Here is a 23,176-nt window from a genome sequence, read left to right as displayed (position 1 = left end):
CTAAAATGAAAACGTTGAAAAAAAAGATTGAATCGCTTACAATTGTTTTGTATAATAGGTTCTGCAAAGTTATACAAAATTCGACAAACAAATTAAAGCGAGTAGTAAAAATCTTTGCTTTAATAATAATGAAATTATACGTAAACTTATTTTTGACACGTGTTACTGATTCGATCAGGCATGAGTAGAAAAAAGTAAGGAATGTAAGCTAAAGAAAGGGATATACTACCTTTTGTATAGTTATCGTTCTGTCTTTTTTCCTCATGCCTTTTTGGCGTTTGTCGAAAAGTACAATATAGATAAGAGAGGAAGGTTTTCCATGTTTAAGAAGATCTTTGGTGTTCTTCAAAAAGTCGGAAAAGCGCTTATGCTTCCAGTAGCGATTTTACCGGCGGCAGGGATTTTACTTGGATTTGGTAACGCATTTCAAAATGAACAGTTAACAAATCTAATTCCTGCTTTAAAGGCAGATTGGTTTGTCATGGTTGCAAAAATCATGGAACAATCTGGCGACATTATATTTGCTAACCTTGCGCTATTATTTGCAGTTGGGGTAGCAATTGGTCTTGCAGGTGGAGACGGGGTAGCTGGATTAGCAGCATTCGTCGGCTACTTAATTATGAACAAAACGATGAGTGTGTTCTTAGAAGTAGACAAGTTCGTGAAAGTAACAAGTACAGGGACGGATCCAGTTAAAATTGGTTTCGCAGATCCTGCGTATGCAAATGTATTAGGGATTCCAACACTGCAAACAGGGGTGTTTGGCGGTATTATCGTTGGTATATTAGCAGCTTATTGCTACAATAAATATTTCAATATTGAATTGCCACCATACTTAGGTTTCTTTGCAGGTAAGCGTTTTGTACCAATTGCAACTGCAACATTTTCATTAATTTTAGGAATTTTAATGTGCTTTGTATGGCCATATATTCAAACTGTTTTAAATACATTCTCACATCAAATGATTGATGCGAATAAAACGTTAGCAGCATTTATTTTCGGATTAATTGAGCGATCATTAATTCCATTTGGATTACATCATATTTTCTATTCACCGTTTTGGTTTGAATTTGGTCAATACACAAATGCGGCAGGAGAGCTTGTACGCGGTGATCAAAAAATCTTTATGGCACAGTTAAAAGATGGTGTAGAATTAACAGCAGGTACATTTACAACTGGTAAGTATCCATTCATGATGTTTGGTCTTCCAGCAGCAGCATTAGCAATGTATCATGAAGCTCGTCCAGAAAATAAAAAATTAGCAGCTGGTATTTTAGGTTCTGCTGCGTTAACATCATTCTTAACAGGTATTACAGAACCGCTTGAATTCTCATTCCTATTCGTAGCACCAGTACTGTTTGGAATCCATGCAGTTTTTGCAGGTCTATCATTCATGACAATGCACATTTTAGGTGTTAAAATTGGTATGACATTCTCTGGTGGTTTAATTGACTTCTTACTATTTGGCGTGCTACCAGGACGTACACCATGGTGGTGGGTAATTATTGTCGGTCTTGCACTTGCAGTAATTTACTACTTCGGCTTCCGTTTTGCAATCCGTAAATGGAATTTAAAAACACCTGGCCGCGAAGTAACAACAGATACGAACGGTGCAGGAAAAACAGAAGCAGGAGAACTTCCACGTGAAGTATTAACAGCGCTTGGCGGTAAGGAAAATATTGCTTCTTTAGATGCTTGTATTACACGTTTACGTGTTCAAGTTAACGATCAAAAAAATGTAAATAAAGATCGTCTAAAAGAGCTTGGAGCAGCTGGAGTACTTGAAGTAGGAAATAATATTCAAGCAATCTTTGGACCGAAGTCTGATACGTTAAAATCACAAATTCATGATATTATGTCCGGCCGTACACCTCACGTAGAGAAAGAAGAGCCTGCAAAGGTAGAAGAAGTTGTACAAAAGTCTGATACAAATGAAACGCTTGTATCTCCAATGGAAGGTAAAATTTTACCGATTACAGAAGTACCTGATCAAGTGTTCTCAGGTAAAATGATGGGAGATGGCTTTGCGATTGAACCAACAGAAGGAGTAGTCGTATCCCCAGTAGATGGTGAAATCGTCAATGTATTCCCAACAAAACATGCAATTGGTATTCAATCTGAAGGCGGAAAAGAAATTTTAATTCACTTTGGTATTGATACTGTAAAATTAAATGGTGAAGGCTTTGAAGCTCTTGTTGCACAAGGTGATAAAGTGAAGCAAGGACAACCTTTATTAAAAGTAGATTTAGCATTTGTAAAAGAAAATGCACCGTCTACGATTACACCAGTTGTTTTTACAAATTTACAGCAAGGACAACAAGTGATATTGAAAAAAGAAGGAACTGTCAAGAAAGGCGAAGCCGCTATTATTGACATTCAGTAAGAAATTGACGCAAAATGTTTATAATTATAGTAGGTGATGTGGTTGACCGAACATCACCTATTATATAAAATAGATAATGTAGTACTCACGTCTATACAACTAAAAATAATGTATTTAAAGGAGATAAATAACTATGGAAAAAATTTTTAAAGTAACTAGTGACTCAGGAATTCATGCTCGTCCAGCAACTCTACTTGTAAATACAGCAAGTAAATTCGGTGCTGACATTAACTTAGAATACAACGGAAAAAATGTTAACTTAAAATCAATCATGGGCGTTATGTCTTTAGGCATTCAACAAGGCGCGGAAATTAAAATCACTGCAAATGGTGATGATGCAGCTCAAGCACTAGCAGCTATCGAAGAAACAATGAAAAACGAAGGATTAGGAGAATAATGACTCTTCATATTCAAGGGATTGCTGCATCAAGTGGGATTGCTATTGCGAAGGCTTTCAGACTTGAGAATCCTGAATTTAACATTGAAAAGAAAACGATTACGGATGAAGCTGCAGAAATTACACGCTTAGAAGCTGCGTTAGAGAAGGCGAAATCTGAATTAGAAGCAATCAAAGACCACGCTTTCGCTGAGTTAGGTGCAGATAAAGCGGCTATCTTTGAAGCGCATTTACTAGTATTGAATGATCCGGAGTTGGTAAACCCAGTAAAGGATAAAGTGAAAAATGAAAAAGTAAATGCTGAATTCGCAATGGATGAAGTTGCAACGATGTTTATTACGATGTTTGAAAACATGGATAATGAATATATGAAAGAACGTGCAGCTGACATTCGTGATGTAACGAAACGTGTTCTTGCACACTTACTAGGAGTTAACTTCTCAAATCCAAGCACAATTTCCGAAGAAGTGATTATTATTGCTGAAGATTTAACACCATCTGATACGGCACAATTAAATCGCGCATATGCAAAAGGCTTTACAACTGATATCGGTGGACGTACATCTCACTCTGCAATTATGGCTCGCTCTATGGAAATTCCAGCTGTTGTTGGTACGAAAGTAGCTATGGAGAAAATTCAAAATGGCGATATCGTAATCATCGATGGATTAGATGGAGAAGTCATTGTAAACCCATCTGAAGAAACTCTTCGTACTTTTGAAGAAAAGAAAATAAAATTTGAAGAGCAAAAAGCTGAATGGGCGAAATTAAAAAATCAAGCTACTGTGACAAGCGATGGACATCATGTTGAACTTGTTGCAAACATCGGTACGCCAAATGATGTACAAGGTATCATTGACAACGGTGGAGAAGGCGTTGGTTTATACCGCACAGAATTCTTATATATGGGCCGTGACAACCTTCCGACAGAGGAAGAACAGTTCGAAGCATATAAAGCTGTTCTGGAAGGAGTAAAAGAAGGTCAACCAGTCGTTGTTCGTACACTTGACATTGGTGGAGATAAAGAGCTTCCATACTTACATTTACCAAAAGAAATGAACCCATTTTTAGGATACCGTGCAATTCGTTTATGCCTTGAAGAGCAAGATGTGTTCCGCACACAGCTTCGTGCATTACTTCGTGCTAGCGTATACGGTAACTTAAAAATTATGTTCCCAATGATTGCAACTCTTGCTGAATTCCGTCAAGCGAAAGCAATCTTATTAGAAGAGAAAGAAAAGCTTGTTAAAGCTGGTACAACAGTTTCTGATTCTATTGAAGTAGGTATGATGGTAGAAATACCAGCTTCGGCAGTATTAGCAGATCAATTTGCTAAAGAAGTTGATTTCTTCTCAATCGGAACTAATGATTTAATTCAATACACAATGGCTGCGGATCGCATGAATGAACGTGTATCTTACTTGTATCAACCATATAATCCAGCTATTTTACGTCTTGTAAAAATGGTAATCGATGCTGCTCATAAAGAAGGAAAATGGGCTGGTATGTGTGGTGAGATGGCAGGAGATTCACTTGCAATCCCGCTATTATTAGGTTTAGGATTAGATGAATTTAGTATGAGTGCAACATCTATCCTTCCTGCAAGAACACAATTAAGCAAATTGTCAAAAGCAGAAATGGAAGAGTTAGCACAAAAAGCATTAATGATGTCAACGGCTGAAGAAGTTGTTGAATTAGTAAAAAGTATTTAAGTACAAAAAACCTGAGGCCAATGAAATCGGTCTCAGGGCTTTTTTTGTACATAAAGTAGACAAGAGATTATTAGATAGCGATAGCAACAATATCATCTAGACAAACGCGTAAAAGTCCTGTGAAGTCATCTTCAAATCCATCTTCGCCGGCAGAGAATAATGCAACTCCATTGCAAAAACCTTGAAATATTACGTTATTGAATGTTCCGTTGTCTTTTAACGTAAGAAGGGAAATGTTAGTTCCTATTGCAACATTTTCAAGGACGTTGCATATAGAGAATCTTCTATCAAAGTTTCTATTAAAACGTCCCTTAAAATCTTCTTTTTCATGATGATGGCGATCTCTTTCTTTAAAGTTGTCACAACACCCAAAAGATCCAAACATACTCTTCATCACCCCTTTCATATTTATAATGTATGTGTTTTGTATAGGGGATGATTGGACAAAGCGTGCAGTTTTTACTAGGATATTTTCTTATTTTCATTCACTTGAAGTAGAGATAGTTTGAAGAGAAATATAAAAGGTTATTTTCTACATAAAATAAAGACCACCATAATAAAAGAAACAGGTAGTCTTTACGCTTTTTTACTTTTATATAAAACGATGACATATACGGGAAGGGCTAAAAGTAATGGTACGATAGATCGCGAGGTATGTACTCCCTCTTCTAGCTGGAATGCTTTTTCTTTTGAGAATTGCAATATTGCAATGTTTGTAGCATCGCCAATAAAGTATAGAAGTAACACAGTAACGGCATAGCTTAAAAATGCAATAAAGCTTCCACATGAATTCAATTAAAATCCCTCTCTTGTTATCTATTTGTTACTATTGTATCATAATTGTAACAAAAAATCACCCTTATATTCCAAATAGACGACGAAATTCGACATAATCCCTTGTTTTTTACTAAGCATAGATAAGTTTATCGCATGATTTCTAATAATGATGTCGAATTCAAATGACATATATTACAAATAGATGAAATAAAAAAACGAAGGGATTCACCTTCGTTTTTTTATTTTGCCCATTCTGTTACTTCTTCAACACTCATACGTGGTGCAGGATGACCTTTTAGGCTAGATTCACCAATTGTAATAAGCATAATTGGGACATAACGAGAAGAAATATGAAACTCTTCTATTAATGCTTGTGAATTAAAACCACCAATTGCACAAGTATCCCATCCAGTTGCTTTTGCTGCAAGCATAAGTTGCATTGCCGCTAAAGATGCATTTGAGAAAGCTGCATCTCGTGGATATTGCTCACGATTGTATGCAGATTCAATATTTTGAGCTAATCGCTCTTTCGCTTCTACTTTCATCAATCCTTGTTCCACAAGTGGGTTGTAGACCGTTTCCACGTTCTTATATGCTTCTAAATCACCTAAAATGGCTACTACAGCAGAGGCATCAAGAATTTGTTGTTGATTGTATGCGATTGGATGTAGGCGACTTTGAACATCCTTTCCTTGAAAAACAAGGAATTTCCAATGTTGTAAGTTCCAAGCAGATGGAGCTTGTGCAGCTGCTTTTAAAATTTGATGAAGTTCTTCAGCGGAAATCTCCTTTTCTGGATTGAATGCGCGATTCGATGTACGCTCGTATAAAACACTAAAGAAATCTTGCTTTGTCATGATATTTCCTCCAAATTACATATCAATTGTATAAAATAATGTCTATAAATTACTTATATTTAGTAAGTTGTCACTGTAAAGAATATAATATCTCTATTTTAATTGTCAAGTTTCTCGAATAGGAAGAAAGAGGGCGTTCGTACAAACGATATCCTTTGTGTAATCATACAATAGAAAGATAATTCACATTGGAGAATAGGGAAAATATAGCTCCTATCAGTAGGAGAATTCTTCGTCCTGCTGACGATTAAACCTCACCAATCAGGTTCTTTTGATGACAGTTTCCTATAAAGTAAGAAATTTCATTAATGAAGTTGTATAGGGGGCTTAATTCATTCATCAAGTTGTTACTGTCCTAAAATAGCGAGATAAAAGAATCGTGAGGAATTCAGTAGAACAAGATATATGAAGTGAGTGAAGAACAGTGATAAACATACTACATTTTTTATTAGAGAATACGGTTTTTCAAAATGTGTTGCAAGATCTGCGGTTGAATGTACTTTATATAGAAGAAGGCTGTAAACATCAACATGCAATAGAAAGTGTACATCCTAAATGTATGTTTATAGCTAGCAGTTTTGCAGAAGGGGAGAGATTATTTGAGAGGGTTCAGCCACAAGTTGTCATCATATATGTATCAGATAGTATACAAGTCGAACATATAAAACGGATATATGATTCGCAGATTGCTTTCATTGTAATTTGGGATCAGCCTGTGACAGCAAAATTTGTAGATATGTTGAAAATAGGGATACGGAACATGGTTCTCCCCCCAGTAACGCCACAAGCTGTATTAGAAGAAGTGAATAGAGGGCTCTATCAATTATCTTTACTACAGCAACTAGGCTTACAACAAGAGCTGTTGCAAATGATGTTTGATTTTCAAAATGATTTGTTATTTATTGTTGAAGATGATGAAATTATTGATTGTAATACGAATTTTTTGCACTTTTTTGGATATGAAAATTTGATGGCTTATCGTGAAAATCATATCGTGTTTGCAGAACATTTTATTCAAGAACATGGTTATTATGCTACAAACCATGACATAACTTGGCTCGATGATTCTTTATTACAAGCTAGAAAAATCAAAATGTATAATGATAAGGGAGAGGCGTTTGTTTTTTTATTACGTGCAGCTGCTTTACCAGAAGATGTATCTAGATTTATTGTAAAGTGTACAGATATTACAGAATTAGATGAGTTATATCAGGAACAAGAGCGTCTTGCTACAATTGATACTTTGACAGAAATATATAATCGTTTAAAGTTTCAACAAATATTAGAAGAAGTGTGGAAAAGTGCTCAGCGTAATCGTCAAAAAATAGCACTTATTTTCTTTGATATAGATGATTTTAAGAAGGTAAATGATACGTACGGGCATGATTTTGGTGACTTGGCCTTAATTCAGTTAGCTGAGCTGGTGAAAACAAAAATTGATTCCAAATATACGTTTGCGCGATGGGGGGGAGAAGAATTTGTTATACTCGTAACCGATACAACGGAAAAAGAAGCGTTTCAAGTTGCTGAATCATTACGTTTTTTTATTGAGACAAAACAATTCTCCAGTATTTCAAAGCTCACGGCGAGTTTTGGGGTTGCATTATACGAACAAGGGATAACGAAAGAAGAACTCATACAGCGCGCGGATATTGCGTTATATGAGGCGAAACAAAATGGGAAAAATCAAGTTCGTATATATAGAAAAGGAAAAATGTAATTTTTTCGCAACAAAGTGTTGCGATTTTTTTTTGTTGCTTGATAATAGATAGGAGAGGAATCGTTTATAATGGAATAACCGTGGAGGTTTTGAAATGATAAAAAAGGTAGTTATTATGTTTTTGCTGTGTTTTCTCGTATTTGGGAGTGTATACTATTTTTGTAGAGAACCAAAAGAACAAAAATTACTAACTTCAAAGGTGACTCCTTCTGTACAATCTGAATTGCATGATTCTATAGAAGAAAAGAAGGAGTCACCGATTGATTATGCTAGTATCGCGCAAAAATTAGACCAATATTTAAAAGATAGAGCTTTTAATGGAACCGTTCTTGTTACAGATAAGGAACATATTATATTAAACAAGGGTTATGGGTATGCAGATGTTCAAAAGAAAATTGAAAATACACCACAAACGAAATACCGCATTGGTTCGATCACAAAAACTGTTGTTGCAACTTCAATTTTACAGCTTCAAGAGCAAGGGAAATTAAACATTCAAGATAATGTACATACATATATCCCTTCATTTCCAGCGGATAAAAATATTACATTATATCACTTGTTGACACATACTTCCGGTTTACCGGAGAAAGGGAAGGGACGAGTAAATCCTGCATCTCGTTTGAACTTAGTGAATTGGATTGGAAGTCAACAGCTAGAATTTCCAGCAGGAACAGGATGGAGATATACAGATTATAATTATATGGTGCTTGCCTATATTGTTGAAACGATATCCCAAAGGCCTTTAGGTGAATACATAAAAGAGAATATATTTGGACCAGCTGAAATGCATGAATCTGGGATGGGGAATGCGATGCCCGGAGAGCAGCATTTAGCCAAAGGATATAAAAAGCAAGATAATCTACTCGTACTTGCACCAAAATTAGGAATGGATTGGTTATATGGATGTGGTGAGATGTATACGACTGTTGGAGATATGAAAAAGCTAGATGAGGCAATTATAAATGGGAAACTTCTATCAAAGAAAAGTAGACAAGCGATGTTCACTCCTTCGCCTGAGCGCAAGTACGCATATAGTTTCTATATATATAATGATTATTTTCATAATCACGGCGTACTTGCTGGTTGGAATACATTTAATAACTTTAATAAAGATAAAGGGATTTTTGTTATTTTATTCTCGAATGTAAAAAATAGTATGGATGATGATTTTAATAAAGAGTTCCGAAAAATGGTTAGCGATTTATTAGAACAAAGGGGATGAGAATATGGAGCATAACATTTCATCAATTGGTTTTATTGGAACAGGTGTAATGGGAAAAAGCATGGTACATCATTTATTAAAAGGTGGTTATACAGTATATGTGTATAATCGTACGAAAGAAAAAGCAACTTCTTTAGTAAGAGAGGGGGCGAAATGGTGTGGTACGCCGAAAGATTTGGTGAAAAATGTTGATGTTGTTATGACAATGGTAGGATATCCACATGATGTAGAAGAAATATATTTTGGAGTAGATGGAATTTTAGCAAATGCAAAGGAAGGGATGATTGCGATTGATTTCACTACTTCTACACCAACATTAGCCAAAAGGATATATGAAGTTGGGAAAGAAAAAAATATATATGCTTTAGACGCTCCAGTCTCAGGAGGAGATATTGGTGCAAAGGAAGGGAAACTTGCTATTATGATTGGTGGAGACCAAGAAGTATATGAAGTTTGTTTCCCGCTTTTTAACATGTTAGGTGAAAATATTCAATTGCAAGGGCCAGCTGGGAGTGGTCAACATACAAAGATGTGTAATCAAATTGCAATTGCATCGAATATGATAGGTGTTTGTGAAGCGGTAGCATATGCACAAAAAGCCGGTTTAGACCCAGAGAAAGTATTGCAAAGCATTGCAACTGGAGCAGCTGGAAGTTGGTCTTTAAGCAATTTGGCTCCGCGTATGTTAAAAGGAGATTTTGAACCAGGTTTTTATGTAAAACATTTTATGAAAGATATGAAAATTGCATTAGATGAAGCAGAAAAGTTACAATTATCTGTACCTGGTTTATCGTTAGCAAAAGATTTATATGAGCAGTTAATTGAGGCTGGGGAAAGCAATAGTGGAACACAGGTGTTATATAAAAAATATATAAGGGGGTAACATCAATGGATTTAGTGAAATTTGATGGAATGATTGATGCAGTGCAGAGAGCAACTTGCATACCGATTCATGATAAGCAAAAAGAAGCTTTTAAACAAAAATATGATTTTGAGCCTGAATTTGAATATGGTCGTGATGAAAATCAGCATTATGTTATTCGAACTTCGAAGAAAATGTTAGAAGAGATGGAGTTCTATTTAGCGTTAAAATATGATCGTGACGGAATTGATTTATATATGAGTGCGGAAATTGATGGAGTAAGTTATGTGTCTGTTAGCTATAGAGAAGATGCATTACATTTACAGGAGTTATTTCAGTTTTTAGAAGATAATAGATAAAAGTCTTCACATTGTAAAAAAGATCGTAAGGGGAACTGTCCTTACAATCTTTTTTATCATAATGAATGTGTTATCAATGTTATAAGGAAGCGGAACAAAGTTAAAAAGAGTGTTTAGAAAGGATATATGTGAATCGGTGTCCGAGAGGAAATACTTCTATAAAAAACCCCCACCAGAGTCTCGTGTAGAGGTAGGTGGGGGTTTTTATAATATGGAGGATAAATTAGAATAGATAATGGGATGAGGAATGGATTATAAATTAGAAGCACGACGCGAGCGCTCAATTGGAAAAGGAATAATTTGTGCAACATGATTAGGAGCAAATTGTTTTACACGAGCATGACGTACGATGTAGAAGGCAAACAGAATAGATACAGGAATAGCTCCGTATAAACCAAATAATAAAGCGCTTACAGAAGATGCGACAAAACCTAACATGCCGATTTCTAATTCCTCCATAATAGCTCCGAGAATGGCAGGAATAGCCCCGCATGTAACCCCAATTATAAGTGCCATAATTAAGTTCATGATTTTCCCCCTCTATCTATATTTTTCTTTCCAGTTCTATTATTGGTATTATATCACAATTTAAACAGAATTTTCAGAAAAAGTTCAAAAAATGTTCAAAAAATATTGATAAAGATACTTGATAAAATAAAAAATAGGTTTATTACTTGATTTGTAATAAACCTGATCCATAGGAGGATGTATATATGTAGAGTGAATAAAAGGTGGGAAAAGGGGATCCACTTCCTTTTATTCAGCTAACTACCCTTAGTAAATAGGAACCCAGCCTGCTGTTGTAACAAAAATACGAATGGCTACAACTTGGCGATCATCTTGTAAAGTAAAATAATGTCTTACATTTTCAGGTACAGAAATGAGATCGCCTGGCTCAAGTTCAACATCAAAAAAACGACCGTCTTTGCCTTGGATAGCAAAAATGCCATGGCCGCTGACAATGAAGCGAACTTCATCGTCAGTATGGTGGTGTTCTTGTTTAAAGTTAATGAGTAACTCATCCAGATTAGGTGTTGCACTTGAAAGAGAAATGATATCATGTGCTTTATAACCACGGCGCTGTGAAACATCTGCTATTTCGTTGGAAAATAAAGTTAAAATTTCTTCCTTATTTTCATCAGTTAAAGCATAGTTATTTTGTAAATGCGCAGGTAATTTAGAAATGTCCCATTTCTCATATAGTACATCTTCTTTTTGCAAAAACAGCTGTACTTCTTTTTCATTTTCAATGCGAGTATTTATTTCATGAATACGAATTTGCGCCACTAGAAACGCCTCCTTGAATGGATAATAATTTTATATGAAACTGGAATAAAAATTCATATGCTTCCAGCCTTTTCTTTGCATCGAAGCTATCTTTTCCCCATACTGTAATACCATGATTTCGAATTAAGACAGCACCGCAATCTGATTGAATGTGTTTTTTGAATGCTTCGCCTAGAAGCGGGATGTGCGCATAGTTTTCAATAATTGGAATATGAATGGTTGCTCCTTCTTCCCAAATATTAAGTGCTTTTATAATTTCTTGATTTCGAATCATTACTTCTTTCTCGTATAGGTTTGTAATCACATTATTATCGGTTGTATGAACATGTAGAACACAGCCAGCATTTGTATGGTTATAAATATGTGTATGTAAAATGGTTTCAGCAGAAGGGCGTAATTCCGTCTCCAATACGGGATTTCCTTGATGATCCACTAATAAAAAGTCATCTGGCGTTGTTTTTGTTTTATCTTTTCCACTAGCTGAAATAAGAAAGGTAAGCGGTTCATGACTTACCTTTATAGAGATATTGCCACTTGTTGCTGGGAACCAATTTCGATTTGTTAATTCTTTTTTTAATTCACTTAACGTATGCCACTTACGAAAAAGTTGTTTCATAGTTTTACCTCCACCAAGTGCTGCAACTCGTTTTGAATATCATAAAATGTATGAAATGGTGTATAAGGAATATGATATTCTTTGCACTTTGTAATGAGAAAATCACGTGCGAATACTTTATCAGCTTGCTTAGCTGCTTGCAAATCTGTAATAGAATCACCAATGACAATGCGAAAATCTTGTTGAGAGCTAAGCCTTCGAATCAGTGTGGATTTACAGAGACCACAATGATGATTACAATGTTTATCGCAAGGATATGGCCATTTTACTTCAATGTATTCTTTTGAAAAGTCAGTTTCATTACAATAAATCTTTTCTTTTGGAACAAGCCCATCTAAAAGGGGGTGCACAAAGAAATCCATTCCTCCTAAAATGACATAGAAAGAAAGGTCATTTTTATTTATAAACTGTACAAATTCCTGAAAACCACTACGTATACTTGCGTTGTTTTTTAAAAATGCAATCATATCGTCATGGAGATTGGTCGGTAATAAATGAAAAAGTTGCTCAACCCCTTCTTGAATCGAAAGCTCTTGAGCTAATATCTGTTTCTTTATTTCCTCAGCCTTTGGTGGCGCGAAATGTTCCATAATAGAAGTGATATTGTCGCTATTTGTAATTGTGCCATCAAAGTCGCAGAAAATTTGAATGCTCATATTTTCACCTCACGCGATGGATTTCCCCATAATTGTAGTGCGGTATGTAAGTCAGCATCATCCACTTCATGTAATGGCGTTCCTTGTAAAGTGGCATCAATTGCTGCACGAAATGCTTTGCCTCCGCCTTGTGCACCGTTAGGATGACCATGGATACCACCACCAGCGTTAATGACAACATCATTTCCAAAGTCACGAAGGATAAATGGAACAAATCCAGGGTGAATGCCAGCTGATGGAACAGGGAAACTTCTTTTTAAATGAGAATCTACGATTGTTAATGTTTCTGCAATTTGAAGGGCATCTTTTTTTTCTAACGCAACATTTCCATATGGAGATGGAAATAAAGAAAAGTCTGCACCAGCATAACGAAGCAATTTTCCAAGTAATAGTGAATGGGAAAAGCCGTATAATTTTGATGATGTATAAGCACCGCTAATAGCAGGGTGAGCCATAATAGGAACATTGATATCTTGATCTTCCGCTAGTAGTTGTAATACATCTAATCCATATGCAAACGCATTAAACAACAGAAGATCAGCACCAGCATTTACTGCCCGTTTCGCGTTTTCTTTTACATCATAAGTACGCCCGGTTATATTGACTGCATATAAAGTTCTATGACCATACGTTTCATAAACAGATTGCAACACTTCTTTTCCTGAACGAACCCGTTTTTCAAGTGGTGTTAATGCATTTTCGAATAAAATTTCATCATCTTTTACGATATCCACTCCGCCAATTGCTTGGTCACGGAGCTGCGTCTTTAAATATCCGATATTTCGCCCAATCATTCCTTTAAAAATGCTCATTAAAAGTGGACGATTATGAACATGTAACCTCTTTCTCACTTCCTCAATCCCAAACTTTGGTCCAGAGAACTGTCTTTTTAAATCATCTGAGAATGTGAGATCGATAAGTTTAATTTCTCCATCTAATGATAATTTTCCAAATGCTGTCGTTAAAATGGCTGGTAAATCAGGACTGAAATTTAACGATGGATACTGAATTTTGATTATACCTTTTGTTACTTTTTTGCCAAGATAGTTGTTTACCTCTTCTTGTTGCGGGAGTTCTTCTACATGAACAACATTGCCTTTATGCTGTTTTAATTGTTTTTGTAATAAGTGGGGTAAATGTGTCCATGAACCAATTGTTAAGCCAAGAGCAATCTGCTCTGCTTTTTTTGTTAAGTTGTGAGAATCATCATGGATTACATATGTTGCAATTATTCCGCTCATTTTCATAACCTCCTAGTTAAATAAAAAAACCTCTCAGCTAAGGAGAGGTTTTTTACAACCAGCTCCTTATCTGTCAGCGTAACGCTGCGAGAATTAGCACCGTGTCTACATTTGTAGATCGGTTGCCGGGCTTCGTCGGGCTCGTCCCTCCACCAGCTCTTGATAAGAAGTATTTGGAAATATTTTAATTTTTTTGATATCTGAATTTTGACAGAGATAACTTAAGTTGTCAATGGTTTTTTGAAAATTTTTAATTTGCCAATTCGATGAATAGCTTCTTGCAATCGTTCTTCAGTATGTAAGAGGCCAATTCTCACATAGCCTTCTCCATGTTTTCCAAAACCAATGCCCGGAGCAACTGCAACGTGCGCTTGATTTAATAATAGATCAGCAAATTGTTCAGAATGATAACCATTTGGAACTGGTAACCAAGCAAAGAAGGACCCTTTTGGAGCTTTAACATTCCAGCCGATGGAATGACATGCCGAAATAAGAGCGTTCCTCCTAGATTCATAGCGGTTCACTAATTCAGTTACACAAGTTTGCGAACTTAATAATGCTTCGCAAGCAGCTTCCTGAATAGCGCCGAAAAGACTAACATACATATGATCTTGCAGTAGATGAATCGTTTCAATGACACTTTCATTGCCAACTGCAAATGCGATGCGCCAACCAGCCATATTAAATGTTTTTGATAATGTATAAATTTCAATGCCTGTATCTTTAGCACCTCTAGCTTGTAGAAAACTGACCGGTTTTTTTGTATCAAAACCGATAGCTCCATAAGCAAAATCATGAACAACTAAAATGTTATGTTCATTTGCAAAACGGACTGTTTCTTCAAAGAATTCCTTTGAAGCGATCGCACCAGTTGGATTGTTTGGGTAATTTAAAAACATTAATTTTGCCTGCTTGGCAGTATCTTCGCTTATTTTCATGTAATCCGGTAAAAAATGATTCTCTGCTAATAGTGGCATTGTTTCAAGCTTTGCCTTCGCTAAAGCAATGCCAGATAAATAGTCAGGATATCCAGGATCAGGAACAAGAATCGTTTCACCAGGATTTGTAAAACAAAGTGGCAATTCTACTAATCCCGCTTTTCCACCAAATAAAATCGCAACTTCTGTTTTTGGATTTATTTTTACCCCATATTCACGTTCATAAAAGATTGCAACTGCCTCTTTTAAGCTGTTATGTCCACGAAATGGTGGATATTTATGATGAAGCACCTTTTCTGCTGCATTTTGTAAAGATTTTACGATATGCGGCGGTGTTGGTTGATCGGGATTTCCTTGCCCTAAGTTGATGACATCATGTCCAGCTTCAATTACTTTATTAACTTTTGTGACAAGTGAAGCGAAAAATTGTGTTGGGAGTGATGTCATAAGCTCGGAAGGTTTAAAATCTTTCATACTTTCCACCTCTTTTGAAAGTTGTTACAATTCTAGTGACAAATAATATATCCTTTCCAAGATTTTGTAAAGAAAAAAATAAAGAACGGGGCTGAAAAAATGAAGGTCGCATGTATTCAAATGGATATTGTTTTTGGTGAGGTAACTTTAAATACAGAGCACGCAGAGAAAAAAATAGAAGAGGCAATGAAAGTGAACCCAGATGTAATCGTATTGCCTGAACTTTGGACAACAGGATATGATTTGAAGCGACTTCCTGAAATTTCAGATAAGGATGGAAAACAAACAAAAGAAGTGCTTTCAAAATGGGCAAAAGAGTTTAGCGTGAACATTGTCGGTGGTTCTGTTGCAAAGCAGACAGAGAAAGGTGTTACAAATACGATGTATATTATGGATCGCCAAGGAAACGTACAACATGAATATAGCAAAGTGCACTTGTTTCAGTTAATGAATGAACATAAGTATTTAATAGCAGGACATGAAACAGGAGAATTTACTTTAGACGAGATTCAGTGCGGAGGGGTTATTTGCTATGATATTCGTTTTCCAGAATGGATACGCGTACATACTGCTAAAGGCGCAAAAATAGTATTTGTAGTAGCAGAATGGCCTCTTGTTCGCCTTGAGCATTGGCGTTTATTACTGCAAGCGAGAGCAATCGAAAATCAATGTTATGTCGTAGCTTGTAATCGAGTAGGAAAAGATCCAAATAACGTATTTGGTGGTCACTCGCTTATTATTGACCCATGGGGAAAAATTGTCGCAGAGGCACAAGAAGAAGAGAGCATTCTTTATGGACAGATAGAGCTAGAAAAGATAGAAGAGGTCCGCAGAGGAATTCCTGTTTTTATGGATCGCCGTTTAGAATTGTATAAATAAAAAGATTGACAAATGATTTTTATTCTTGTTATAGTCATCATCAGAAAGTTAAACATTCGAATAAGTTGCAAAACTCTTATCAAGAGCAGGTGGAGGGATTTGGCCCTATGAAACCCAGCAACCGACCGTAATACCATTGTGAAATGGGGCGCTTATGCGCCAAAAAGGCACGGTGCTAATTCCAGCAGAAAATGAATTTTCTGGCAGATAAGAGGGGAGAAGATACACTTCAAACCTCTTTCTTCATGGAAAGAGGTTTTTCTTATGTTGAGAAACCTCTGAATTAAAAAGGGGGATGAAATAGTGGGATATTATGCATTAACGGAAGAAACAGCAGTGCAATATGTTAAAGAACAGGGATATTTTGAAAAAGAAGCCACGATCGTTTGCCGAGAAATAGGGGATGGGAATTTAAATTATGTATTCCATCTCCATGACGGGAAGCGAGGAATCATTGTAAAGCAAGCACTTCCATATGCAAAAGTAGTTGGTGAAAGTTGGCCGCTTTCGCTTAATAGAGCAACTATTGAAAGTTCGGCATTACAAATTTTTGCTAAGTATGTGCCGGAATTTGTTCCGAAAGTATATGGACATGACAAAGAATTGGCTGTAATAGTGATGGAAGATTTATCATCTTTGACAATTGTACGTAAAGGGTTCATTGAAGGAGAAGAGTATCCATTATTGTCTGAGCATGTAGGTCGTTTTTTAGGGAAAGTGTTATTTTATACTTCGGATTTCGGACTGAATACCGAAGAAAAAAGAGTACTAGATGGAAAATTTATAAACCCTGATCTTTGTAAAATTACAGAAGATCTCGTGTTTACAGATCCGTTTGGAAATTACGAAACAAACGACTATGAGAGAGAACTTCAGTCTGTTATAGAAGAGCTTTGGTGTGATAAAAATTTAAAACTGCAAGTTGCGCAATATAAATATAAATTTTTAACGAGAAAGGAAGCATTAATTCACGGAGATTTACATACAGGAAGCATTTTTGCTTCTTCAAAAGAAACGAAAATCATTGATCCTGAGTTTGCAACTTTCGGCCCGCTTGGATTCGATTTAGGACAGTTTATAGCAAATTTATTATTAAATGCCTTATCAAGAGAAGAGAAACGAGAAGTTGTATTTTTTCATATTGAAAAAACATGGAGCTATTTTGTAGATACATTTACAAAACTTTGGATATTGGAGGGTGTGGAAACGTATACGAAGGAAAAGCAATGGCTTCCGATTGTTCTGCAACATATTTTTCGTGATGCGGTTGGATTTGCTGGTTGTGAAGTTATACGTAGAACGATAGGTTTGGCACATGTAGTAGATTTAGATGGAATTGTTGAGAAAGATAGAAGAATACAAGTAAAAAAACAGGCTCTATATTTGGGGAGAAGTCTATTGTTACATCAAACAAAGGGGGCAGACATTCAAGTATTCAAAACATTATTTCAACATATTGTTTCTGAAGGAGGGATAAAGGTGTGAATACAACAGTTGCAGTTCCAAGAGCGATAATTTGGAAAGGTGATTCTATTACCATTTTGAATCAAACGAAGTTACCACATGTTGCGGAATACAAAACATTAACAAGTATTGAAGATGTTTGGAAAAGTATTGTTATGCTAGAGGTAAGAGGAGCACCAGCGATTGGCATTGCGGCTGCTTTTGGATTAGCTTTAGCTGCTCAAAAATATGAAGCTATAAATATAGTGGAATTCAAAACAAAATTCAATCGAGACTGTAATTATTTAGGGACTTCGCGCCCGACAGCAGTTAATTTATTTTGGGCTATCGACCGTATGAGAGCTGCAATTGAAGAGGTATCAACGATAAAGATAGCACGAGAAATATTAGAAGAGGAAGCGCTACAAATTCAACAAGAAGATGAACAAGTGTGCCGGAGTCTTGGAGAACATGCGTTAACATGTTTCCAAGATGGCGACCGTATTTTAACAATTTGTAATGCCGGTAGTATTGCGACTGCTCGCTATGGCACAGCATTAGCACCATTTTATATCGGAAAAGAAAAAGGAATTCATTTACATGCTTATGCGTGTGAAACAAGACCTGTTTTACAGGGGGCACGCTTGACCACGTGGGAGTTGAGGGAAGCTGGTGTTGATGTAACACTGATTACAGATAATATGGCTGCCCATACAATTCGAACAAAGAATATCTCTGCTATTATTGTGGGGGCGGATCGAATTGTGGCAAATGGAGATACTGCAAATAAAGTAGGAACTTTAAATTTAGCTATATTAGCAAAGCATTATCAAATTCCTTTTTATGTCGCTGCTCCGTTGTCTACATTTGATACGAAGAAAAAAACAGGGAATGAAATCATAATCGAAGAGCGGGATGAAACAGAAGTAACAAAAATAAACGGGCAGCAAATTGCCCCGGCTGGAATCCATATATATAATCCAGCATTTGATATAACGCCTCATGAATTCATTTCGGGAATCATTACCGAGAAAGGAATTTTACAGGGAGATTATACAAAAGAAATTGCTTCTTTATTTGAAAAGTAACCTTATGCAAGGGAATTTGTTATTTCTATGCCCCTATTTCTTGTACATACTTATGTATATAAGAGAAAGGGGGACAAAAAGGTGGAAGAATGGATATCGATGATTGGCAACGTAGGGTTTCCGATTGTTGTGACATTATATTTACTACACCGCATTGAAAATAAGTTGGATGGCGTCATTGTCGCAATCGAGAAGCTCCCGCAGCAAATGAAAGGATATGAAGCACCTTACGAACCGAAATAAGAAAGAGCTCGTCCTAAAAAATCTTTTAGGGCGGGCTCTTTTTAGAAAAATTATTGGGCTGTATAGCCTCCATCAATTACAACGGCTTGTCCAGTTATTCCTTTTGCTTGTTCACTGGCTAAAAATAAGGCGTAGCTAGCAATCTCTTGTACTTCCAGTAATCTTTTTTGCGGCACAAGAGGGTAAATAACATCTTCTAATACGCGCTTAAGTGGTACATTTCTCGTATGAGCTAGGTCTTGGAGTTGATTGCGGACAAGAGGAGTATCAACGTATCCTGGACAAAGGGCATTTACTGTAATTCCATGCGTTGCCCCTTCTAACGCAGCTACTTTTGTTAATCCAATTACACCGTGTTTGGCGCTATTATAAGCAGCTTTTCCAGCGAAGCCAACGAGTCCATTAATCGAGGCAATATTAATAATGCGCCCATATTGTTGTTTTTTCATAATAGGAAAGGCATGTTTTATTGCGATAAACGGTGCAATCTGCATAATTTTAATAAGAAGCTCGAACGTATCAGTTGGAAATTCATCAATGGGGGAAACATGTTGCATACCGGCGTTATTGATTAGGACATGTAACGAACCAAATTCTGCTACTGTTTTAGCAATGGCTTCCTCGATTTCTTGCTCGGACGTCACGTCACATTTTAATCCAATTGCTGTATGACCCATCTTTTGTAACTGTTCAGCCGCACTTTTGGCGCGCTCTTTAAGGCGATCGCTCACGACAACTTTTGCTCCTTCTTTTGCAAAGGTAGTAGCCATTTCATATCCAATACCACTCGCCGCACCTGTTAGAAAAATAACCTGGTTTGTAACCATGACGAAATACACTCCTTTATATAAGATGAGATTTGTCTTACTGGCATTATTTAGAGAGTATAGAATGAAAATCCTGCAAACATTTGGAAAAAGATAATTAGTTATCTTGCTTTACAAAATAGTCTTTGTTATACTATTTTGTAAAGCAAGATACTCATACACATCTATCTTGTATAACAAGATAGAGGGAGGGTTTGAATGATGTCGACAAGTCAAATGCTAAAGGGAATTTTAGAAGGGTGTCTCCTTGCTATTATCTCTGAAGGAGAGATATACGGATATGAAATGAGTGAAAAGTTAGCGAAGTATGGTTTCACCATGGCGAGTGAAGGCAGTATTTATCCGCTATTAATCCGAATGCAAAAAGAAGGACTCATTACAAGTACAATGAAAGAATCGCCATCTGGTCCAAAGCGAAAATATTATACATTAACAGAAAAAGGAGAAGATGCACTCGATGAATTTATGGAGCGCTGGGAAGCGATGCGTAGTAGCGTGGAGCGTTTATTACAAGGAAAGGGGAGAAAATGATGATGCAGATTTCCAAAGAAGGAGAAAAGTTTTTAACAGATACAAAGGTATATTTATTGACAAAAGGAATTAAAGAGGAAGATATCGACATATTTTTAGAAGATGCTGAACTTCATTTGGTAGAGGGAGAAAAGAAAGGGAAGACGGTTAAGGATATTTTTGGGGATTCGCCAAAAGAGTATGCGGATGAATTAGCGAAAGAAATGGAAGTAGATAAAGTAGGAAATATGAAAACTATATTTTCTATGATAATTGGGATTGGTGGATATTGGCTGTTGACTAATATTTTATTTCATCATCCCAATCATCAGTTTACATTAACGGATGTACAGGTAATTGGTTATCCAATTGTTTTATTAATTACAATTATTGGAACTATAATTGCATTTCGGATGTCATCTTTTCAAAGTAAAATAAAAGAATTTAGCATGATCTATATCATTATACTTACTCCTATTCTATTACTCGTATTATTGATGTTTTTAAATAAATGGTATGGAACACCTGTTTTACAATTATCTATCATACAAAGTTATATATTAGCTGCGATTATTTTTCTGTTGCTGATCATCGGGGAAGTATATGTACTAGGGTGGATTGGAATATTTGTTATACTTGTACCATTTTCCATTATGTTTATATTTAAACAATTGGAAGAACAAAGTGTATATTGGGGGATATTAGAAATTCTGCTTTTGTATATCAGTTTATATGTACTCATGCGATTGCATATAAAGCTGGAAGAGAAAAAGAAAAACAACAAATGAGAGAAAGGAAAGAAGGTGCACACATGCTCTCAAAAGAAGCACAACAATTTCTAGATGATACGACCGTATATTTAGTAATGAAGGGAATCAAGAAGGAAGATATTGATTCTTTTATAGAAGATGCTGAACTTCATTTGATAGAGGGAGCAAAGGAAGAGAAGACGGCTAAGGATATTTTTGGGGATTCACCAAAAGAGTATGCGGATGAATTGGCGAAAGAAATGGAACGGGATACAAAAAAGGATAGAAAGTTATTAATCGCACTTGTAATAGGTGTATTTGCGTACTGGTCGATTCCAAATCTGTTATTTCATAGTGTGAACGAGCCAGTATCTATATCGTTTATTAGTATAATTGGTTATCCGATTATATTGGCTATTAGTATTCTTCTAGGAATCATTAGCTTTCGTAAGTCTGCATTTCTTAAAAGTAAATTAAAAGAATTTTCGATATTATATATAGGTATCATACTTTTACCAATAGGCTTGATTGTTTTTATTATGCTACTTAACAAATGGTATGAGCCACCGCTCTTTTATTTATCTTCGGTGCAAAGTTATATATTAGGAGGGTTACTTCTATTCATATTGGCGATTATGAATATGTGTTTAGCAAGCTGGATGGGATTACTTCAAGTGGTTGTGTTGTTTACCGTTATGTTTATATTTCAATGTACAGCGGTGAAAGATACGAATTTGAGTGCTTTAGAACCAATCTTTTTATACGGTAGTTTAATTGTATTAATGAAAATAGATTTAAAAAGGACAAGAAAAGAAATAAACGCATAAATGAAGGAGAGAGGAGGTACATTAATATGTCAATCGCTCTTGTTTTCTCTTATTTGCTAGTTTAGGTCTATATACTACTTTTGTTAAAAAATAGATGAAGAGTATTTTGGAAATTTGCTTGAAGATACATCCGGATATTTTTCGGGGCGGCTTAATAGGAAAAGGGATACTTTGGATGTGTAAGCGAATATTCTCGAATCAATATTATAAGATTGTATTTCGTGTGATTACATGCTCCTTTAGTTGCTTATTTCTTTTCTGTGCTACATGTATATGTTTTTTAGATTGGGACGTTTTAATTTAAACAGTAACGTATTCTCGAGTTACTGTTTTTCTTTATGCAATAAAATGCTCTGTAAAGCTAACTGTTTTTGTTCTTTTGTTAGGAGAGCATCGAGGGGAACCTTATCTGGTCGCGGAACAATTTTATGCATAAGGTTACTTGCTGAAGGGTGATGTTCAGAGCCATTGGGAGAATGAGGATCAGCATGGGTAAGTTTTCCATGAATGCGTCTTGTAAATAAAATATGTCCGATTTCATGAGCGAGTGTATAAATGTTTCGCATGGGTGCAGCTGAATTTGTCAAAATAATATAACCGGTAAGATGCTTTTGTTTTGCTAAAGAATAAGCACAGGCGATGACCGATTGTTCTTGAAAGTAGTTGCTCCCAATATAGCAAATATAAATGTCACAATTTGGAGCTTGTGAAGCGCATGTATGAAAAAAAGATGAAACTTTTGGTTGTTCTTGAATAGAGGCAATATAGCTAATTTCATAATCATCAAAGCGGAAAGAATCGTCTAATATAAGGACATCTTGAATGTGAAACGATATAGGATGCCAGATAAATTCAGCAACGGCTATATCTTTCGCGATACGATTATTTGTAATGTTCGACCCTGGTGTAATGCAGATGCATATGTTTATATACGGGGACATGGAAAACACCTCAAAAGAAAACAAAGTAGTGCTATACAGTATGACAGAAAGCTAGTATGTGTATAGATGGAATCACTATAAGTAAGAAGTAATTTTATCTCATAATGGTCTGGTTAATGAGAAGACATAATCAGTGAGGGATGAAGCCCCAGCGATTAAAGCTTC

General features: G+C 35.9%; 24 protein-coding genes, 1 pseudogene and 2 riboswitches. Of the genes and pseudogenes, 14 read left to right on the top strand and 11 right to left on the bottom strand.

What is annotated here, in order from left to right; genetic code table 11:
• Nucleotides 1-319: 319 nt before the first annotated feature.
• From ptsG to ptsP, 3 genes are all read left to right on the top strand, one after another.
• Nucleotides 320-2,383, top strand: a complete 2,064-nt coding sequence (gene ptsG, locus BCER98_RS13900; RefSeq protein WP_012095206.1) for a glucose-specific PTS transporter subunit IIBC — start codon at nucleotides 320-322, stop codon at nucleotides 2,381-2,383.
• 133 nt (nucleotides 2,384-2,516) lie between these two features.
• Nucleotides 2,517-2,780 carry a phosphocarrier protein HPr gene (ptsH, locus tag BCER98_RS13895; RefSeq protein ID WP_000411078.1) on the top strand — a complete coding sequence of 88 codons (264 nt, stop codon included), beginning with the start codon at nucleotides 2,517-2,519 and terminating at the stop codon, nucleotides 2,778-2,780.
• Complete coding sequence (ptsP, locus tag BCER98_RS13890; RefSeq protein WP_012095205.1) at nucleotides 2,780-4,492, top strand: phosphoenolpyruvate--protein phosphotransferase; 1,713 nt, start codon at nucleotides 2,780-2,782, stop codon at nucleotides 4,490-4,492. Before ptsH ends, ptsP begins: the two co-directional genes overlap by 1 nt.
• A 70-nt stretch (nucleotides 4,493-4,562) precedes the next feature.
• On the opposite strand, the gene BCER98_RS13885 is transcribed toward ptsP, so the two are convergent.
• The 3 genes from BCER98_RS13885 to BCER98_RS13875 form a co-directional block, all read right to left on the bottom strand.
• The gene (locus BCER98_RS13885) at nucleotides 4,563-4,877 is read right to left on the bottom strand and encodes a DUF3915 family protein (protein WP_041809965.1); all 315 of its coding nucleotides are present in this window, start codon (nucleotides 4,875-4,877) and stop codon (nucleotides 4,563-4,565) included.
• A gap of 191 nt (nucleotides 4,878-5,068) precedes the next feature.
• Complete coding sequence (locus tag BCER98_RS13880) at nucleotides 5,069-5,287, bottom strand: hypothetical protein (protein ID WP_012095203.1); 219 nt, start codon at nucleotides 5,285-5,287, stop codon at nucleotides 5,069-5,071.
• Nucleotides 5,288-5,508: 221 nt separating this feature from the next.
• Entirely contained in the window at nucleotides 5,509-6,126 is a 618-nt protein-coding gene (locus BCER98_RS13875; RefSeq protein WP_012095202.1) for a nitroreductase family protein, read from the bottom strand.
• A 427-nt stretch (nucleotides 6,127-6,553) separates the two neighbouring features.
• Here BCER98_RS13875 and BCER98_RS13870 point away from each other — a divergent pair, with 427 nt between their 5' ends.
• The 4 genes from BCER98_RS13870 (at nucleotide 6,554) to BCER98_RS13855 (ending at nucleotide 10,292) form a co-directional block, all read left to right on the top strand.
• Nucleotides 6,554-7,846 carry a GGDEF domain-containing protein gene (locus tag BCER98_RS13870; RefSeq protein ID WP_041810521.1) on the top strand — a complete coding sequence of 431 codons (1,293 nt, stop codon included), beginning with the start codon at nucleotides 6,554-6,556 and terminating at the stop codon, nucleotides 7,844-7,846.
• A gap of 94 nt (nucleotides 7,847-7,940) precedes the next feature.
• A complete protein-coding gene (locus tag BCER98_RS13865) occupies nucleotides 7,941-9,071 on the top strand; it encodes a serine hydrolase domain-containing protein (protein WP_012095200.1) in 1,131 nt (376 codons plus the stop codon).
• A gap of 4 nt (nucleotides 9,072-9,075) precedes the next feature.
• Complete coding sequence (locus BCER98_RS13860; protein WP_012095199.1) at nucleotides 9,076-9,954, top strand: NAD(P)-dependent oxidoreductase; 879 nt, start codon at nucleotides 9,076-9,078, stop codon at nucleotides 9,952-9,954.
• Between the two features lie 5 nt (nucleotides 9,955-9,959).
• The gene (locus BCER98_RS13855) at nucleotides 9,960-10,292 is read left to right on the top strand and encodes a DUF3909 family protein (RefSeq protein WP_012095198.1); all 333 of its coding nucleotides are present in this window, start codon (nucleotides 9,960-9,962) and stop codon (nucleotides 10,290-10,292) included.
• Nucleotides 10,293-10,544: 252 nt separating this feature from the next.
• Here the strand turns inward: BCER98_RS13855 and BCER98_RS13850 are convergent, their stop codons facing one another.
• From BCER98_RS13850 to BCER98_RS13825, 6 genes are all read right to left on the bottom strand, one after another.
• Complete coding sequence (locus tag BCER98_RS13850; RefSeq protein WP_012095197.1) at nucleotides 10,545-10,820, bottom strand: hypothetical protein; 276 nt, start codon at nucleotides 10,818-10,820, stop codon at nucleotides 10,545-10,547.
• Between the two features lie 246 nt (nucleotides 10,821-11,066).
• Nucleotides 11,067-11,579: a 1,2-dihydroxy-3-keto-5-methylthiopentene dioxygenase gene (locus tag BCER98_RS13845; RefSeq protein ID WP_012095196.1), complete on the bottom strand. Its 513-nt coding sequence runs from the start codon at nucleotides 11,577-11,579 to the stop codon at nucleotides 11,067-11,069.
• Entirely contained in the window at nucleotides 11,557-12,195 is a 639-nt protein-coding gene (locus BCER98_RS13840) for a methylthioribulose 1-phosphate dehydratase (RefSeq protein WP_012095195.1), read from the bottom strand. Before BCER98_RS13840 ends, BCER98_RS13845 begins: the two co-directional genes overlap by 23 nt.
• Nucleotides 12,192-12,851, bottom strand: coding sequence for a 2-hydroxy-3-keto-5-methylthiopentenyl-1-phosphate phosphatase (locus tag BCER98_RS13835; protein WP_012095194.1), 660 nt, complete (start codon nucleotides 12,849-12,851; stop codon nucleotides 12,192-12,194). Before BCER98_RS13835 ends, BCER98_RS13840 begins: the two co-directional genes overlap by 4 nt.
• A complete protein-coding gene (gene mtnW, locus BCER98_RS13830; RefSeq protein ID WP_012095193.1) occupies nucleotides 12,848-14,092 on the bottom strand; it encodes a 2,3-diketo-5-methylthiopentyl-1-phosphate enolase in 1,245 nt (414 codons plus the stop codon). Before mtnW ends, BCER98_RS13835 begins: the two co-directional genes overlap by 4 nt.
• A 63-nt stretch (nucleotides 14,093-14,155) precedes the next feature.
• Nucleotides 14,156-14,261, bottom strand: a riboswitch (SAM riboswitch).
• Between the two features lie 52 nt (nucleotides 14,262-14,313).
• Complete coding sequence (locus tag BCER98_RS13825; protein WP_012095192.1) at nucleotides 14,314-15,504, bottom strand: pyridoxal phosphate-dependent aminotransferase; 1,191 nt, start codon at nucleotides 15,502-15,504, stop codon at nucleotides 14,314-14,316.
• 14 nt (nucleotides 15,505-15,518) lie between these two features.
• On the opposite strand from BCER98_RS13825, the pseudogene BCER98_RS13820 reads away from it, so the two are divergent.
• The 4 genes and pseudogenes from BCER98_RS13820 to BCER98_RS13805 all read left to right on the top strand — a co-directional run bounded on the left by BCER98_RS13820 (nucleotide 15,519) and on the right by BCER98_RS13805 (nucleotide 19,157).
• A pseudogene (locus BCER98_RS13820) lies at nucleotides 15,519-16,383 on the top strand (carbon-nitrogen family hydrolase).
• Between the two features lie 73 nt (nucleotides 16,384-16,456).
• Nucleotides 16,457-16,597: riboswitch (SAM riboswitch) on the top strand.
• A gap of 89 nt (nucleotides 16,598-16,686) precedes the next feature.
• On the top strand, nucleotides 16,687-17,868 hold the full coding sequence (gene mtnK / locus BCER98_RS13815) for an S-methyl-5-thioribose kinase (protein WP_012095190.1): 1,182 nt from the start codon (nucleotides 16,687-16,689) through the stop codon (nucleotides 17,866-17,868).
• A complete protein-coding gene (gene mtnA, locus BCER98_RS13810; protein ID WP_012095189.1) occupies nucleotides 17,865-18,914 on the top strand; it encodes an S-methyl-5-thioribose-1-phosphate isomerase in 1,050 nt (349 codons plus the stop codon). Before mtnK ends, mtnA begins: the two co-directional genes overlap by 4 nt.
• Before the next feature lie 81 nt (nucleotides 18,915-18,995).
• Nucleotides 18,996-19,157, top strand: a complete 162-nt coding sequence (locus BCER98_RS13805) for a YvrJ family protein (protein ID WP_012095188.1) — start codon at nucleotides 18,996-18,998, stop codon at nucleotides 19,155-19,157.
• 50 nt (nucleotides 19,158-19,207) lie between these two features.
• On the opposite strand, the gene BCER98_RS13800 is transcribed toward BCER98_RS13805, so the two are convergent.
• Nucleotides 19,208-19,984, bottom strand: a complete 777-nt coding sequence (locus BCER98_RS13800; protein ID WP_012095187.1) for a 3-hydroxybutyrate dehydrogenase — start codon at nucleotides 19,982-19,984, stop codon at nucleotides 19,208-19,210.
• Between the two features lie 201 nt (nucleotides 19,985-20,185).
• Here BCER98_RS13800 and BCER98_RS13795 point away from each other — a divergent pair, with 201 nt between their 5' ends.
• From BCER98_RS13795 to BCER98_RS13785, 3 genes are read left to right on the top strand one after another with little or no spacing between them, the layout of a single operon-like run.
• The gene (locus BCER98_RS13795) at nucleotides 20,186-20,515 is read left to right on the top strand and encodes a PadR family transcriptional regulator (RefSeq protein WP_041809962.1); all 330 of its coding nucleotides are present in this window, start codon (nucleotides 20,186-20,188) and stop codon (nucleotides 20,513-20,515) included.
• 2 nt (nucleotides 20,516-20,517) lie between these two features.
• Nucleotides 20,518-21,282: a DUF1129 domain-containing protein gene (locus BCER98_RS13790; protein WP_041810518.1), complete on the top strand. Its 765-nt coding sequence runs from the start codon at nucleotides 20,518-20,520 to the stop codon at nucleotides 21,280-21,282.
• Nucleotides 21,283-21,305: 23 nt separating this feature from the next.
• On the top strand, nucleotides 21,306-22,070 hold the full coding sequence (locus tag BCER98_RS13785; RefSeq protein ID WP_012095184.1) for a DUF1129 domain-containing protein: 765 nt from the start codon (nucleotides 21,306-21,308) through the stop codon (nucleotides 22,068-22,070).
• 323 nt (nucleotides 22,071-22,393) lie between these two features.
• Here the strand turns inward: BCER98_RS13785 and BCER98_RS13780 are convergent, their stop codons facing one another.
• Nucleotides 22,394-23,011: an ImmA/IrrE family metallo-endopeptidase gene (locus BCER98_RS13780; RefSeq protein WP_012095183.1), complete on the bottom strand. Its 618-nt coding sequence runs from the start codon at nucleotides 23,009-23,011 to the stop codon at nucleotides 22,394-22,396.
• Nucleotides 23,012-23,176 lie beyond the last annotated feature (165 nt).

It is taken from the genome of Bacillus cytotoxicus NVH 391-98, assembly GCF_000017425.1.
GTDB classification, from domain to species: domain Bacteria; phylum Bacillota; class Bacilli; order Bacillales; family Bacillaceae_G; genus Bacillus_A; species Bacillus_A cytotoxicus.
Note: the sequence above shows the minus strand (reverse complement) of the source record. Positions and strands in the feature narration are given on the sequence as shown.